We start from the raw sequence: 16,757 nt of genomic DNA on the forward strand, positions 1-16,757 counted from the left end.
ATATCTCTTTTTATGTTGGCGTTAATATTTTATTGGATAAGATAAAAAGGCTTATGCTCTCGCATAGGCCTTTATGGGTTATTGATTAACTTAGAATGTAGCCCGCATCCCGAAATTAAATGTTCTGCCATACAATTGTATGTTGCCTGGCATGTCATCTCTTCCTTGGAAGGTCATATTTGACTCATTCAGTAAGTTTTGTCCCTCTAGAAAGACTGTAAAGTTTTCTGTTATGTCATAGTTAACAGAGGCTGTTACGAAGTACTGTTCATCCATTGAGGTTTGGTAATCATCACCTAAAGGGCTGTAAGAATCCGTTACATAATCGCCTGAGTAATCTAACGCAATTTGAGAGCTGATTTTATCTTTTTCATAAATTAATGATAAAGAATAAGAATTATCAGAAACGCCAACAAGTGGACCAGCATCGACACCATCAACCTTGGTACTGGTATCTGTATATGCATAGCTTGCCGTTACACCAAATCCATTTTCAAAGAATTTCTGTAAACTTATTTCCGCTCCAAGTACTTCGGCTGTATCTCCGTTTATTGGTTGAGTTACTAGGAACGTTTCGCCAGCAATAGAAACTTGGGTGGTATTAGAGGTGATAAATCCGTCTAGACTTTTCCAAAAAATAGCACCTGCCAATACACCACCTGGTTCAAAGTACCATTCCAAAGACATATCTGCTTGGTCTGAGTAAACAGGCTCAATAGCTGGGTTACCACTAATATCCATGGTAAATAATCCTGACTGAGCATTATCGGTTGTCAATGGTGCTAATTGATCAAGTGTCGGTCTTGACAGTGATTGGGCTACAGCGCCTCTTAATAACAAATCATCAGAGAGGTAATATCCAACGTTCACAGCAGGTAACAGTTTTCGATAACTGCCGCTAGCTTCCTGACTTGCACTGTCGGAATAGGTAACGTCCCAAGATGGATTTGCCGCATCGGGGTTTACTATATCGATTGATTCTATTGAATTGTATGCATATTTTGAGGTGACCTGCGTGTCGATCCAACGTAAACCAACATTGGCAAACCATTCATCACCCGCGAAATCTGCTTGAACATATATAGCAGTAGTATTTTCAGTTATGTCGTATGAGTTAACTGGATTATATATTGGGTTCCATAAACTAGATTCATTTGCACCAAACGTTCTAACGTTACCGAGATAATCAGTCAATGTTTGTCCGTCTGATGCGGCTAAACCTGCTGCATAATCTGGAATACTAAATATTGGGAACGAGCGGGGGATATTTGCTGAGTCGCCATCGAAAAAGTTATCATAAGGGAAAGCTCTTGTGACATCTGCGCCAACTTCACCAAAAGTGAAAGGATAACCACAATAGTTACAAGCACCTAGCTCATAATTGTCATAAGCTTTATTGGTTTTATCACGTTGAGTATATGCTGCACCAAATTCAATTTTGGACATATATTCATAATCGAGTAATAACTCACCATCGAAACTATAACCGGTGACAGTATCTTCAATATCACTACCGTCCCGCGCTGCCCAGTGTGGAGAAAAGTCATCATTACCAAAGTCATCCGACGATCGGCCTTCAGTCCAATTTGCAACGTAATCAGGTAGACCACCAGAGTTTAATTCATAATGTCCTGTGTGTGTACCAGGTGAACCGGCCACAACATAGGTGTTTTTGCCACCTGAATCACGTTCAGAGCGAGATTTATAAATATCGCCTTTAAGTGTTAGGTTGTCGGTTGCGAAATATGTACCGTTAAGTCCAAATAAGCTGGTATCTACCGTTCTATGTTCATCCAGTGTCACGAGCTCCATTGATACATCTGCGATATCCATGGCTGTAACAACATTTCCGTCAAGGACGATATTTGATAAACGGTCTTGAGCGGAGCTTTCATCGACCATATAAAAAGACTGGGAATAACCGGTAGCATCAGCTTCTAGTTTGGTTAACATTACATCTGCAACGAGTTCAAAACGGTCAGATAGTTTCCATTCGAATGAGGATGTTATACCAGTACGTTTGAATTCTGTTGAATACACGCCTAATGCATATGATCCAGGAATGACTAAATTGGTTTCATCATCTGTAATCTCACCATCTTTATTCACATCATAAGATAAACCGTCATTCACACCGAAAGTATAGTTGTCGTACATTTCATCTGTACGTTTTGTGCCTTCAGCATGTGTAACACCAATGATGAAACCCACAGTATCATCAGCAAAGGTATTGCTATAAATACCATTAAACTTCTTTCCTGTATCTTCAGAAAGATCATTGTAATCTGCAGTCGCAGATAAGAAACCATGTTGTCCTGGGTTATCAAAGGCTCGTGCAGACTTTAAGTCAACGGCACCACCAATACTGCCTTCAATATTTTTTGCTTGAACAGATTTCCAAACATTTGCACCGCTAATCATTTCCGAAGGTAATACATCAAAAGCAAAATTACGGCCGCCATCATCAGTGGCTAAAATACGGTTATTAAGTGTTACAACACTAAACTCGGGACCTAGACCACGTATGTTTACATATTGTGCTTCACCACCTCGCGTTCTACTGACGGTTATACCAGCAATATGCGAAAGTGAATCAGCAACGTTATCATCTGGAAAGCGTCCAAGCTCTTCTGATGCAATTGAGTCGACTAGTGAGTGGGCTTCTTGTTTTATGTCGGATGATTTAGCTAAACTCCCCCTGACACCTGTAACACTTATGACTTCTATATTTGAGTCACCTTCTACATCTTCAGCTATAGCTTGCTGCTGACATGCGGTAACTATTGCTAGCGCCAATAGTGTTTTTTTAAAGCTAATCCTCGTGTTCATATTTTCACCTATTTGAATTTTTATATGTAATAAATATTGAATTGATTTTTTGTGCCATTCTCACTGTCTAGCGAATTCATACTGTATAACATCGAAACATATGTCAATATAAAATGAAACATAATTACTAATATTTAACATTGTAGCTAGTTTTTAATTCAATTAATGTGTTTTAAAGAAGCAATAAAAACAAAATGAAACCTAATGTGTTTACTTGTGGTTTCGTTTGTTTCATAATCCAAATTAGTTTGTTAACAAGCCCGTTTGTTTTAACGCTTCATTAGGAGGTCAATTGAAAGTACTACTAGGTTTAATTCAGCAGCATAAGATGGGGGCTCAAAACGGTCTTTATTCAGTGTGTTCGTCTCATCCTTTAGTGTTAGAAGCTGCCATGAAGCATGCGCTTAGCAAAGGTGAGCATGTCATTATTGAGGCCACATCAAATCAGGTTAATCAGGAAGGCGGTTATACAGGAAAAACTCCTGCTGACTTTTACGCTATGATTCATATGCTTGCGGGTGAGGTTGGCTTACCATTGGATAAAGTTATTTTGGGCGGTGATCACTTAGGTCCCAATTGTTGGCAAGATTTGCCCGCTGAAGAGGCAATGGTCAAGTCGGATGAACTTATTGCCTGCTATGTAAGAGCTGGCTTTAGAAAAATTCATTTAGATTGCTCTATGTCGTGTGCGGATGATCCTGTTCCATTAGGGGATGCCATCGTCGCTGAACGAGCAGCGCGGTTATGCGCGATTGCCGAGAATACTTGGAGTGAAGTGGGTGGTGAGCCACCTGTTTACGTGATTGGAACTGAAGTCCCTGTACCTGGTGGTGCCCAAGAAGGGTTAGATAGCCTTGAGGTGACATCCGTTGAGGCTGCAAGTGAAACTATTCAGGTGCATTATGACGCCTTTATGGGGAAAGGCTTAAAAAATGCTTGGCAGCGTATTATTGGTTTGGTTGTGCAACCTGGGGTCGAGTTTGATCATCATAAAATTATTCCATTTCAACCAGCTAAGGCTCAAGCCTTAAGTCAGTATATTGAATCAAACACACATATGGTTTTTGAAGCACACTCTACTGATTACCAATCTACTGCGCATTTAAGTGCTTTGGTCGATGGGCATTTTGCTATTTTGAAAGTAGGGCCGTGGTTGACCTTTGCTTTACGCGAAGCCATTTGGGCGTTAGATGCAATAGAGCAAGAATGGATTACAGCAGAGCAGCGATCAAATGTTAAAGCTATTCTGTTGCAGGCGATGAATGATAATCCTGTTTATTGGAAAAAGTACTATTCAACCGAGCCAAAACAACAAGCTTTAGATTGCCAATACAGCCTGAGCGATAGAATTCGTTATTACTGGCCTGTACCCGCAGTAGACACTGCGTTGAACATCCTAATTGATAATTTGAATTGTACTCCACCACCTTTGACTTTACTCAGCCAGTATATGCCTGCACAGTATCAAGCTGTTATGGATAATACATTGAGTATGAATGTGCGTGAGTTAATTTTTCACAAAATCTCGCAAGTATTAGAGCAATATTCTATTGCGTGTAATAAGACAGTTGAAGCTGTAAATAAGGATATATAAACCATGACATACTTGAACTATTCCTCGGACGTCTTAAAAGAAAAAGATGGCTACTGGACAGCAAAAGAGATCCAGCAACAGCCTATGTCTTGGAGATGCGCTTTAGCGAGCTTAGTTGAAAAGAAAACAGAAATTGATCGTTTTTTAGATCCCATTTTAGCCAAACCTAATCTACGCATCATTTTCACAGGGGCTGGTACATCTGCTTTTGTTGGTGAAAGTATTGCACCTGCAATATCGGCAAAATTAGGTAAACGCGTTGAAGCTATTGCTACAACCGACTTAGTTTCAAATCCACATGATTACTTTCAAGTAGATGTACCAACATTATTGGTCTCTTTTGCTCGTTCTGGTAATAGCCCGGAAAGTGTTGCTTCTGTTGATTATGCTGATGCATCAATTAAAGAGTGCTATCAACTTGCCATTACCTGTAATGCAGAAGGTGAGTTATTTAAGCGCTGCACAGGTAAAAATAAACTGGCTTTGTTGATGCCTCCAGAAACTAATGACATGAGTTTTGCGATGACATCAAGTTTTAGTTCAATGATGCTCAGTGCGTTATATCTGTTTTATCCAGTAGCTGATTTTAAAGAACAGTTTCAAAAGAGTATTGTTGCCACTGAATCATTGATATCAACTCATCACCAAGCATTAAAAAATATCGCCAATAAAAAGTTTGAACGGGTTATTTACCTAGGCAGCGGGATTTTTAAAGGTTTAGCTCGAGAAGGTGCATTAAAGCTGCTTGAACTTACCGACGGTGTGGCTGTATCAAGTTTTGATTCGCCGTTAGGCTTTCGTCATGGTCCTAAAGCGATTGTGAATGACAAGACCTTAGTGATGTTGTTTATCTCAAATCATCCCTTAACGAGAAAGTATGATATTGAGTTACTTAATGAACTTAAAGCGGATTCTGAAGTGGGTGAAATCGTGGTCATTAACGCTCAGGTTGGTGATGATTTACCTGCGTCAGATTGTTTGGCGTTACAGGGAATTGAAACTGTTGATGATGTATTTTTACTTTTCCCATATATAGCGTGTGCGCAAATTTACGGTTTTGAGCATGCATTAGCCATAGGCAATACGCCAGATAATCCCAGCTCATCAGGTACGATAAACCGTGTAGTACAGGGTGTTAACATACACGCGTTGTAGGCACGTTGCACAACAGGGGATATATATTTTGTATTATTTAGGTGTTGATGGCGGCGGAACTAAAACCGCATTTGTACTGCTTGATCTGCAGCTTAATGTGCTTGCGACCCATGAAACCGGTACTTGTTATTATATCGAAGTGGGTATGGACGGTGCCAAAGCCATACTCGAAAGCGGGGTCAGAGCATTACTTAAAAAAGTAAATTCATCGGTAGAGGACATTACCTTTGCCTTCTTCGGGTTACCCGCTTTTGGTGAAGACAGCAAGCTATTAAGTGAGATGAAGGCCTTACCTTCAGGGTTTATGGCCCCCGAGAAATATTATTGCGACAATGATATGGTTAACGGTTGGGCAGCTGCATTTGGTGGTAATGACGGTATTAATATTGTCGCTGGTACAGGTTCGATTGCTTTTGGGGCAAGAGATAAGATAACCATGCGTTGTGGTGGCTGGGGAGAGATTTTTAGCGATGAAGGCTCTGCGTATTGGATTGGATGCAAGGGGCTACAATTATTCACTAAAATGAGTGATGGTCGTTATGAAAAAGGGCCACTTTATCAGCTGTTAAAATCATATTTTGAACTGGAACATGATTTAGATATTACCGCTATTGTATTAAGCGAATGGCAAGCTGAGCGCAGCAAAATAGCAACTGTTTCAGAACTTGTCTGCGAAGCCGCTTCTGTTGGTGACCAATATGCACAAGATATCTTTAATGAAGCAGCTGAAGAGCTAGCTTGCATGGTTGAGAGTGTGAGGCATTCGCTAGGCTATACCGAAAATGAATGCGTAGATGTATCCTATTCTGGTGGCGTATTTAGGGCGGGTGAACTCATCATGAAGCCTTTTAGTAATGCCTTGGGTAACTATACTTCGAAGTACCGATTACATGCACCTTTACACTGCCCTGCTGTTGGAGCCGCAATGTATGCCGCAAAGCTTTATGGTATGCCATTAAAATAGTATGTTGTTTAGCGACATTGGTGAGTAAGTGCGAGAATAGAGTATGGCGTTGAACGATTAGTCTTCACCTATTATATTGTCGCCTTTACGTTACAATGCTATTCATCAATGGCGTATCGAGATTAATCAAAAGTCACTCATCCTGTAGTGGCTTTTGACTTTTTATTCTTATGTAATGTTTCACGTTACACAAAAATAAAGGAATAAATTACGTGAGATTAATTATGTTAACTCCTAATAAAGTGTGTTCTTCGTATAGTAGGACAAGTAAGATTTGAAGACGTAGAATGAAACATGTTGGATAGTTAGTGACTGCAACTGATTATTATCGGTTCATTAGAATTGTAATCAGGGGGTAAATAGTTCAAATCCTGCTAAGTTTTGCTCGAAAGCTTTCGCGATGGATTCAAATCCTGGTGTTTGTGCTAGCTTGCGATAGCATGCTTTGGCTTCTGGCCATTGTTGGGCTAACCAATAATTTTGCCCCATTAGTAATAATGCCTGTCCTTGTTGCTGATTGCGCTTTTGTCGGGCATATTTAATTTCTTTAGCCGTGCCAAGTGTGAGTGGTTGTTGTCCTACCTTTTTCCATGAGTTTATTGCATGGTCATTTTGTTTTAATACGGCAAATAATTGCCCTTGAAGTAAATAATAGTCGTCGTATAAGGCTGTATTAAGTTTGGAATTAATGACAAATGATTGCATAAAATCTAACGCCTGCTGATATTGGCCAGAAAGCCAAGCATACTGCGCACAAGTAAAATGTTGCGAGGTAAACACTTGGCCTTGCTGCTGCGATATACATTCAACGGCAAAGTTATATGCTTTTAGGTTACCTAATAGATTAACGTTTACGTTTGTTTTTTTACCATCAATTACACTAGAAACATCCGTCGCGACAGCTGCCGCTATGGGATTATATAATCCCATTTCACTTCTAGCTAAAATTTGCCAAGCGCTTAGATTATCTGGTGAGCTCTTTAGCCACTGCTGCGCACTATTTTTAGCCCCTTGCCAATCTTCTAAAGCTAATTGACTATAACTAATCAAAGGCCACCAATGTTGCTTTACTGGCGATATTAATAGTATGTCGATAACCGCTTGATATTGTGTCAATTGATAATAAGAATAACCCATTATATAACGAGTTTGCACAAGTAGAGCTTGATCGCTACTTGATGCCAGTAATGGTTTTAATAGATTAATAACCATTTGATATTGATTAGATTTTAAAAGCGAATCTGCTAAGTTTATGGCTAAATTAATGTCATTAGGGTAAAGCTTGTATCCTTTAGTCCAGCAGTTTAATGCTTCAGTTAACTTTCCGGTGTCAGTTAAGAGTTTGCATCCATACTTAAATACGGTTGCATGAGGTTTTTCTTGTTCAAATAGCGGCTTAATTATGTTTGATGCGGCATCATAATTTTTGTTTTCAAGTAATTGATTCATTTTATAAAGTTGGTTCGACTCAAAATGACTGAGCTCGCGAGATTGAGCGTTAACACCAACCAATAAAAAGAATATCAATATAGAAGCAGTAAGATAATTCATCTAAATTAATTGACCTTAAAGTTAATGGGTACATCAACAAAAACCTTAACGGCCTCGCCAGACAATATTGCGGGTTTAAAGCGCCATTTTCGCGCGGCTTGGGTTGCTGAATCATCAAATACTTTTTCAGGATTAGATTCTAATATGTTTACTTGGCTTACCAATCCATTCGCCTCAACTATCAATCGTAATAGTACTTTGCCACCGTCTTTGTATTTTCGTCCTGCAATAGGCATTTGGGGTTGAATATATTTAAGTAATTCAGGCGGTTGGTCGACATCTTTAATCCCCATCGTCATTGGGCCTAGACTGGGTAGGGGAGTGCTATCAATTGATGGTGCGACAAAAATAGGTTGATGTACCGGCGTATCTGCAACTCCCGCCATAATTGGTAAGTTCATGGTGAGTGGTGGAGCGACTTTTGCTGCAGTATGTTTTACTTCAACGGTTTCTATTTTCGATAATTTTTGTTTTTCGATCTCAGGTAAAGCCATTTCCAAAGTGGCAGGCTTGTTATTTATCAATCGTTGAGGCGGCTTATTGTTTAAATAGTTGGGCAGATAAAAACAAAGCAAAATAGTTAATCCAATTGATAATAATAATCGGATACTCATAATTGCTATTTTATAATGCGACTGTTGTTTCATTAGTCACTCTCAGATGCAACAGAACTAAAGCTGATACCCGCTTTTTTTGCTATATCGAGTACTTTTATGGTCACCCCAGTTGGACAGTTGGTATCAGCAACAATCAATAATTTTATTTTGGGTGTTTGGGTGACGATTTGCTGTAACTTACCGGGCAAATAATAGATATCAATTTCTTTAGATTCAAAGTAAACCCTTCCGGTGGTATCTAATGTCACTATGATAGGGCTACCGTCAACTCGAGTCGCGGTGCTGGCGTATGGACGGTGTATTTCAACTGCAGATTGTTGAACAAAATTGGTCGATACAATAAAGAAAATAAGTAGAATGAATACCACATCAAGCATGGGAGTCATGTTGATTTCTGGATCTTTATCTTGCCTAAAACGATCACTCAGCATGGTAGCCTCTTACAAGATCAATTCTTTGGATTTTATTCAATTTTCTTTGCCAGAAAAATGCTAATAACGCTCCACTTAACCCAATAAAAAGTCCTGTTTGAGTGGTGACCATTGCCATGGATATTCCCGCAGAGATCACCGCTGGGTCATGAAAACCGTAGTCTGCACCAGCAGTAAACATGGCGATCATTCCGCTAACGGTTCCGAGTAACCCTAAGAGCGGTGCAACCATGGATAAAAGTTTTACGCCTTGAAGATCAAAGTATTGTTGTTGATAAGCTTTTCTTAATGCAATTGAATCAAGCCGATGATTAAGCCAGTCTGGACAAGTTTGCGTTGTCGTGCGGATATAAGATAAATCATATGATTTAAATATGATCTGGCTTGCCAACCATAACATCCATAAACAACAAGCAAAAAGTGGCCACATGACTATTCCGCCCACGTCTATAAACGCGAGGACGGAATGCTCAAACTGACTAATGGAATAAATAATGTTATTGATTGTCATGTTTATCACCCGATTCAATATACAGTGCTAGCAACAAAGCCGCTTGTTGTTCCATATTCAAGCTAAGAGCTTGTGCACGGCGTTTCAATGGGTAATGAAGTAATAGTAACGGTAGTGCAACCAGTAAGCCTGCTTGAGTGGTTATTAATGCTTTACTGATACCTTGTGATAATAATTTAGGATCGCTGTTACCAAATTCGGTGAGCGACTGGAAGGTTTCAATCATCCCCGATACCGTACCTAGCAGGCCTAACATAGGCGCCATCGCAGCCAGTAATGCTATAAAACCTAAACCTCGTTCAAACTTGGACATTTGCTTTAGCATAAGTTGTTTAAGTCTGAGGTCCATAGATTCAACACTTGAATTGATTACCATTGAGTTTGCTAATACCAATGCAGCAGGTATACGGGAAGCCTTTAACAATTGCTGTTTAATCAAAGTTAAGTCAGTACTTGCTAGGTTATCTTCGTCGATTAAATGGGCTAACGGTCGCCAGCTAAACAACACAATTGCTCGCCATAGGGCAATGATTACACCGATCAAGGCTAAAATAAGGATAGGCCAGAGCACTTCTCCTCCTTTTTTTACCCAATCAATAAAGGTTTGTTTATCAGCCAAACTTGGCAGCATCCGCCCTTGGCTTAAATCAAGCGGCAGTAATTGAGTTTGATTAGTTAACCACTGGTTGATGTTGTTACTGATTGTCGAATTATTGGGGGTAATTGCCGTTGGTAATTTATCGGTAAACATAATTAATTGTGGCTTCTTGCTTTCACTAACTGCCATTAATCCACCAATAATGCTAAGGTTTTCTTCACTTACGTGGCCGTCTTCAAAGCTAATAGCTGTATGAGATTTTGATACTTTAGCGGTCATCTTCATATCGTCAACAGCATAGGTTATTAACGCATTTAAGCGGGCCATGTCAGGAAAGCCAGGATGAGATTGCGCTTTTTCCAGTGATTGACGTCTTTGCGGCTCAATTAGCTGGGTCGGACTTAGTTGCCATTGTTGCGATAAGCTGCGTATTGTTTTTTGGTATGCACCTTGGACTAGTTTCATATCATCAACAATGCTTTGATAATCATCGGTTAATGTATTTTTTTGTTTGCTTAACGTTGCTAGTTTTTGATTAATAACAGCAAGCTTTTGTTTTTTATCATCCAAGCGCTTATCTAAGTTTTGTTGATTATTTTTTACTTCAGATATTTCTTGTTTCAGGCGAGCGCGCCACTGTAGGTTTTGTTGGTTGAGATTGTTTGCATGGGTGTTTACTGCTTGATCAATTATTTTGTACTTGTCACTCTGTTGTGTGACTTTATCTTTTTCCAAAGCAATAGCATTTTGCATATTCATTAACGTTGATGCACATAGGAATAAAATGATAAATATTGCTTTCATTATCTTTGCACTCCTAATGGTATATTGACGATTTCGGCAATTTTCTTATTCATTGTAATCGCCATTGCCAACCTTAAATCGCCTTGTTCATTGAGTGGTATGGTATTCCATTGGCGAGTTTGACGATCAAACCAACCAAATTGTTGTTCATCTGGTGTCATGTAAAACCAAGCTAGGCGACCTAAACGTAGTAAATTAACTTGCATTGGTTTTTCATCGATTACGATCACATCTTGGTTTACTTGCTGACCATATCCGTAGGCAACTTCAATGCTTACCACATCCAATAAACGTCTAAAACGTTCAGCCAATGGCAATTCACTTTTATCCATCGCACTACGTAAAAACGCTAAACGTCGTTTACGCTCATCAAAGTCAAACGGTAAATCAGAGAACACTTGTTGTTCTAACATGGCATACCAAACCTCAAGTTGGGGTTCAAGTTGTTGCTTTAGAACATTAATCGTACCAATGTCTTGTTGTAACTGATTTATTTCCATTTGTAGTGACTGTAAATTTTTTTGTTTTTTCTGTAATTGGTATTCTGTCCAATATAATTCGCCTAAACTTTGCTGCTGTTGAGATAAAGAATGCATTTTCTGTTGTTGCCAATCAGCTGCTTCTTGCCCTAATTGAACTGATTGCTGAATGGGTTGTTTTATTTTATCAGTCCATTGTTCGGCTAAATTATCAACGACAGGTTTTTCGTTAACCTGTTTATTGTCGTTCGCCGTTACTATGTTGCTAGTCAACAACAAACAACAGGTTAATAAACCATTTAATTTGATTCGACTTGTCATCATCGAGTTCCTTTTTTATACGAGCGACGCCAAAATACAAATCCTTGAATGAATAGGCTTAATAACAATAATCCATAACAAGCAAAAAAGTAGTTTACTAATGGGTTATGCACGGCAACAACTGTGACCTGCACCCCAAGATTATCCTTTTGATAAGGAATGCTAAAATCAGTTACTGTGAGGTATAAATCATCCACTCTGAATTGGCGCATAAATCCGGCATCACCACTGACTTTTTTGTGCCCATCATCAACAATAAAATGTGCACTATTTTTACGAGGATCAAATTGCTCTACGCTGCGGCGAGTAATTCTACCTGCAGGGCTTTTACCTGTTTCATCTTCTTTAATGAGTGAAACATCATCTTGATAGTCTACATTTGTGAGTTGTATTTGATAATTGCCACTGGAGAAACGTTGGCCTTGATGTAACACCGCGCTATCGTGCCCATGAATGAACACCAAATCGATACCATGAAATAAAAATACCAATAGAGTAAGTACATGTATGGGCAGCATCATAATGCGTGGGCTATGCCAACGTTTACGGCGCCAAGTCGGCCATAAATCGCGCCAAGAACACAAAGCTGTGTTAACACCCAACATAACCATTAATGCGACTAAGCCAATGAGCCATACGGCTACAATTGGGGCTGTTGTTAACGGTTGTAACCATTGAGACATGGGTAAATCATTCAATAATTTAAACACTTGCCTCGATGACTCTTGTTCACTAACAGCCATGCCTGCAGCAAACCACAAAGAGACAAGGACTAATAAGACAAATGCTAAGCGCATTGAATATAACCAATTCATCTTCATAATAATCGGTATCCCAACATCAACAGGCTAATAAAGCCCAATACAACGGCCTTTCCCATGCAGAGTGCGCTAGCATTTGAAAACCACGCTTTAGGTATATGAAATACCAATATAAATAGCAGGTAAGTTAATGCCGATAAGAAAAAGTGACCGCTCCAACTCCAACTGCGTCCCCAACCGATAAATGCCCAATAACTGCCGGCGATTTCACCGCCTAAATAGGCTGTTCCAGCAAATAAACCTAACAAGTGACTATGGCTTTCTAAATTGGCATCACTGCGTAAAGCTTGTATTAGGTAGCCCAAACATCCTGCGATGGCTAAGCCTAGCGCTAATGGTCGTGATAAAAAAAATAACTGAGCCCAAACCGAGGTCAGCATGGCGCTACTCTCTTTAGGCGGGATAAGCATTTGGCTGTATAACAACATTGCAAGTGCCGTCGCACATAAGAAAAAAACATAATTTATTTGGGCGCGAGTTTGTAGATTCAAAAAAACAACCGACAACATACATATCAAGGCTGTTGCGACCAAATAAATAATTTCACTGCTAGCGGGGAATAGTAAGCTGTTGTTATTAATTAAGATTAATATAAATACAGCTAAACCAAGTAAAGCCACATTAGCTAATCGTACCGATAATCTCATTTTGCTAGCGGTACCAATAGACCTTAGACTTGTTTCACTCATATTATTCATTCTCTTGTTAACGGTCGTCATTAGGCCTTGGTATAGTGCTCATTATTATTCACAAATCGCATTAATTTGTTCAGTACATCAGTATCTTTAATATTGACGATTTGAGGCTTATTTAAGGACCAATGTCGGCAAACCTGATCGACTAAATTAGGCCGAACCACCCAAATGTGTCGACTTTGATTCATGGCTAATAATGGGGCTATTTGGTGGCCGAATCCTTGTCCATTTAGTTCCATTGGACCAATCTCATCTATGATACAGATCGATTTTTTGTGGATACTTTTTGGTGTTAATGCTTTTATCCCTAATGCCATCCCTTGCTCGGTAAAAGAAAATCGAGTGTTGGTTTTATTATCAAGCACACCTGTACGGTGACCGAACAAGCAACGTTCATTGGTTGCAATATCAATAATATCGCTGCTGAATCTTTGTCCTTCTTTCATCACTCCTGGGCAGAGTATTCCTGCTAGAGGGATGTGGTTTATATGACATTGTTGAATCAATTCGGTTAGTGCCGTTGTTTTGCCACTGCCACTTTCACCGGTAATAATCAAAACCTTGCTGGGATGTTGACCCAATACATTTTGTGGAATAAAAAACTCTTTATCCGCAACTTGATAGCTAGTCGCGGCAACGCCATAAAGGCGGCTAATATTTTGACTCGTCATGACAATATCTCGTTCGCCATAATTGAGTACCTTGCCATCTTCTAGCAGCAGCACTTTATCTGCATAAAGTTGGGCAAGATTTGGGTCGTGTAAAATGGCAATAACAGCAGTGTTAAATTCAATACAACTGCGCTTAACTTGAGTCAAAATTTGGTAACGATGGCGGAAATCAAGGTGGTTTGTCGGTTCGTCAAGCAACAATAAACGATTACTTTGGAATAATGCTCTTGCTAATAAAACCAACTGGCGCTCACCACCAGACAGGCGGTTGTAATCACTTTTAGCCAATCCTTCTACATCTAATAATTGCATGATGTTTTTTGCATCAATAACATCTTGATCTGATGGCGACTCAAAAGTAGAAATAAATGGTGTTCGCCCCATCACCACCATTTCTAATGCGGTAAACGCAAAAGCAGTTTCTTGTTGTTGAGGAACCAGTGCCATTTGCATGGCTATGTCTGCACGAGACATTTCACTTAATGGACGTTGATTTAACGATATGCAGCCATTACTTGGATGAGTTAACCCGCATAAACAATTCATTAATGTGGTTTTACCTGCACCGTTAGCGCCCAAAATGGCTAAAAACTCACCGGGTTTGAGCTCAAAACTGACATTGTCTAATAAAAGCTTATCTCCAATAGCGAAACTAATACCTGATGCTTTTAGCATTAGTAAGTCCCTCCTTGGCGAAAACGGAATAGTAAGAAAGCAAATAAAGGGGCGCCGACTAAGGAGGTTACAATCCCAATGGGGATCTCCATGGTGAAACTTGATCTTGCTACACTGTCGGCTAACAGTAGAAAAATAGCGCCAATAGCGGTGGACAGAGGGATTACGCGCATATTATTAGCACCAGTAAAAGTGCGAACCATGTGCGGAACAACTAACCCAATCCATGCAACTTGGCCAACGGTTGCAACGCAAGATGCCACGATGAAAGAACTAATAACAATCAATACCAAACGTAGTTTTTCAGGTTCAATGCCTAAACTTCGGCTTTGTTGATCACCTAAACACAGTACATTCAAACGATAACGTAAAGAGTGAATTAGGCCATAGCCAAGCACGACAGGAATAGCCAGTTGAGCGACTGTACTCCAGCTACTTGCAGACAAGGATCCCATTAACCAAAAGACAATAGCCGGTAATTCCCCGTAGGGGTCGGCCAGTGCTTTTAGCATGGTTAAACCAGAACCGAATATCGAACCTATAATAATGCCGGTCATTAACATCAATAATATGCTATTACTGCCAAACTTTTTGGCCATAAACATAGCAACACAAGCGGCTGATAACCCACATACAAAAGCGAGTACTTGAACTGTAATCCAACTACTGCCAGGCATAATAAGGCCCATTGCCGCACCGAACATACAGCCAGAAGCGACTCCTAGAATATCAGGCGAAACTAACGGATTACGAAATACTCCTTGGTAGACTGCTCCAGAAACAGCAAGGCCGGCACCTACAATTAATGCGGTGAGTAATCGTGGGAAGCGAATAAGTAAAATGATGCGTTCTTGTTGGGTTAACTCTTCAGAAATTTGCCCTGTCATGATTAAATCACTCAATATAGATGGCAGCTTTTGCATGGCTCCCAGTAAATCACTAGGATTAATGGCAAAACGGCCTGCATATAACCCAATCAATAGGATTATGATTGAAATTATTACCCATTGAATGGGTAATAATTTATGTTTTTGGGTTACTGACATTTAGGCTGACTTTGTAAAGGTGATAAGCATTCATCACCAAAAGCAACGTGATAAAAACGGGCTATCTCGGTGTCGACATCTACATTTTTAAATTGTTCTGGATATGCGTTTACGGCAATGTAAAGCGCACCAGCCATTGCCATTGGCGATGGCATATTCCAAAAGCTGCCATTAGGTAGCATGATTTGTGGTAATTTAATGAGTGGTGTTACCAGTGATTGCGCCAGTTGGTCATCGACCTTGGTTGAATCACTAGCTTCTCTAATTAATATTTGGGGCTGCCAAAGTAATAACTGTTCTACATTCACTTTAGGGTAAAACCCTGGAATATTTTTAGCGACATTATCTACACCAGCTATAGTCATTAATTGGTGTTGAAACATTTTTTCACTTGCGGTGCGATATAAATCTGAGCTATTAACATAATAAGCACGTAGGCGCTGTGATGGCGTTAATTCTGCTAATCCTGTGTTTATAATGTTTTTTAACCTTTGGTTTTCTGCCGCAATTCTTGCAGCTTTATCTTGTGTGCCAGTCGCTTTAGCTAGCAAATCAAGTACTTGTTGAGCCTCTGAAAATGTTTCAGGTTGAATGATTAAGCTAGCGACACCTAATGAGGTTAATCGGTCTGCTAATCGATAACCGTCTTTTTTGCCAAAGACTAAAACTAAGTCTGGATTTAACGCAATGATGGTTTCTAAACTGGTGCCAGCTGAACGACTACCAACAACCGAAGGTTCACGATTGCCTACTTGCTTATTGATAAACGGTGAGTTTTTAGTCATGCCACCAATTCCTACTAATTTATCTGCAAGTCCTAAGCTTAAGGAAAATAAATTAGCTGGGGTAAAGGTTGAGACTATTCGCTCAGCAGGCTTTTGTAATACCACTTCACGGCCTTGTTGATCAATCAAGTGTATCGGCGCTGCCGATACACTTGAAAGACCACAAAGTAGAATGGCTACAATACTTAATAGCATGTTAGGCATTCATTA

15 protein-coding genes are annotated in these 16,757 nt (G+C 39.7%); 3 read left to right on the forward strand and 12 right to left on the reverse strand.

The features are described 5' to 3' along the window. Positions 1-90: 90 nt before the first annotated feature. The gene (locus tag ABIS04_RS03615) at positions 91-2,829 is read right to left on the reverse strand and encodes a TonB-dependent receptor (protein ID WP_350432648.1); all 2,739 of its coding nucleotides are present in this window, start codon (positions 2,827-2,829) and stop codon (positions 91-93) included. Positions 2,830-3,121: 292 nt separating this feature from the next. Between ABIS04_RS03615 and ABIS04_RS03620 the strand changes: the two genes are divergently transcribed. From ABIS04_RS03620 to ABIS04_RS03630, 3 genes are read left to right on the forward strand one after another with little or no spacing between them, the layout of a single operon-like run. Then, positions 3,122-4,423, forward strand: coding sequence for a D-tagatose-bisphosphate aldolase, class II, non-catalytic subunit (locus ABIS04_RS03620; protein ID WP_350432649.1), 1,302 nt, complete (start codon positions 3,122-3,124; stop codon positions 4,421-4,423). 3 nt (positions 4,424-4,426) lie between these two features. Further along, entirely contained in the window at positions 4,427-5,578 is a 1,152-nt protein-coding gene (locus tag ABIS04_RS03625) for an SIS domain-containing protein (protein ID WP_350432650.1), read from the forward strand. A gap of 28 nt (positions 5,579-5,606) precedes the next feature. After that, a complete protein-coding gene (locus tag ABIS04_RS03630; protein ID WP_350432651.1) occupies positions 5,607-6,542 on the forward strand; it encodes a BadF/BadG/BcrA/BcrD ATPase family protein in 936 nt (311 codons plus the stop codon). 348 nt (positions 6,543-6,890) lie between these two features. Here the strand turns inward: ABIS04_RS03630 and ABIS04_RS03635 are convergent, their stop codons facing one another. Genes ABIS04_RS03635 through ABIS04_RS03685 form a run of 11 tightly spaced genes read right to left on the reverse strand, consistent with a single transcriptional unit; the run spans position 6,891 to position 16,751 of the window. Continuing rightward, positions 6,891-8,093 carry a tetratricopeptide repeat protein gene (locus ABIS04_RS03635; RefSeq protein WP_350432652.1) on the reverse strand — a complete coding sequence of 401 codons (1,203 nt, stop codon included), beginning with the start codon at positions 8,091-8,093 and terminating at the stop codon, positions 6,891-6,893. A gap of 5 nt (positions 8,094-8,098) precedes the next feature. Then, positions 8,099-8,740, reverse strand: coding sequence for a TonB family protein (locus ABIS04_RS03640; protein WP_350432653.1), 642 nt, complete (start codon positions 8,738-8,740; stop codon positions 8,099-8,101). Continuing rightward, positions 8,740-9,141 carry a biopolymer transporter ExbD gene (locus tag ABIS04_RS03645; protein WP_350432654.1) on the reverse strand — a complete coding sequence of 134 codons (402 nt, stop codon included), beginning with the start codon at positions 9,139-9,141 and terminating at the stop codon, positions 8,740-8,742. Before ABIS04_RS03645 ends, ABIS04_RS03640 begins: the two co-directional genes overlap by 1 nt. Then, positions 9,131-9,652 carry a MotA/TolQ/ExbB proton channel family protein gene (locus ABIS04_RS03650; protein ID WP_350432655.1) on the reverse strand — a complete coding sequence of 174 codons (522 nt, stop codon included), beginning with the start codon at positions 9,650-9,652 and terminating at the stop codon, positions 9,131-9,133. The genes ABIS04_RS03645 and ABIS04_RS03650 overlap by 11 nt, the downstream gene beginning before the upstream one ends. Then, entirely contained in the window at positions 9,639-11,054 is a 1,416-nt protein-coding gene (locus ABIS04_RS03655; RefSeq protein WP_350432656.1) for a MotA/TolQ/ExbB proton channel family protein, read from the reverse strand. The genes ABIS04_RS03650 and ABIS04_RS03655 overlap by 14 nt, the downstream gene beginning before the upstream one ends. Then, the gene (locus tag ABIS04_RS03660; protein ID WP_350432657.1) at positions 11,054-11,857 is read right to left on the reverse strand and encodes a DUF3450 family protein; all 804 of its coding nucleotides are present in this window, start codon (positions 11,855-11,857) and stop codon (positions 11,054-11,056) included. The genes ABIS04_RS03655 and ABIS04_RS03660 overlap by 1 nt, the downstream gene beginning before the upstream one ends. After that, positions 11,854-12,675 carry a hypothetical protein gene (locus ABIS04_RS03665; protein WP_350432658.1) on the reverse strand — a complete coding sequence of 274 codons (822 nt, stop codon included), beginning with the start codon at positions 12,673-12,675 and terminating at the stop codon, positions 11,854-11,856. The genes ABIS04_RS03660 and ABIS04_RS03665 overlap by 4 nt, the downstream gene beginning before the upstream one ends. Continuing rightward, positions 12,672-13,364, reverse strand: a complete 693-nt coding sequence (locus tag ABIS04_RS03670; RefSeq protein WP_350432659.1) for a hypothetical protein — start codon at positions 13,362-13,364, stop codon at positions 12,672-12,674. Before ABIS04_RS03670 ends, ABIS04_RS03665 begins: the two co-directional genes overlap by 4 nt. A gap of 29 nt (positions 13,365-13,393) precedes the next feature. Continuing rightward, the gene (locus ABIS04_RS03675; protein WP_350432660.1) at positions 13,394-14,716 is read right to left on the reverse strand and encodes an ATP-binding cassette domain-containing protein; all 1,323 of its coding nucleotides are present in this window, start codon (positions 14,714-14,716) and stop codon (positions 13,394-13,396) included. Beyond that, entirely contained in the window at positions 14,716-15,762 is a 1,047-nt protein-coding gene (locus tag ABIS04_RS03680) for an iron ABC transporter permease (RefSeq protein ID WP_350432661.1), read from the reverse strand. Before ABIS04_RS03680 ends, ABIS04_RS03675 begins: the two co-directional genes overlap by 1 nt. Then, positions 15,753-16,751, reverse strand: a complete 999-nt coding sequence (locus tag ABIS04_RS03685) for an ABC transporter substrate-binding protein (RefSeq protein WP_350432662.1) — start codon at positions 16,749-16,751, stop codon at positions 15,753-15,755. The genes ABIS04_RS03680 and ABIS04_RS03685 overlap by 10 nt, the downstream gene beginning before the upstream one ends. Positions 16,752-16,757: the final 6 nt, after the last annotated feature.

The organism is Shewanella sp. H8 (assembly GCF_040285065.1).
In the GTDB taxonomy this organism is placed as follows: Bacteria; Pseudomonadota; Gammaproteobacteria; order Enterobacterales; family Shewanellaceae; genus Shewanella; species Shewanella polaris.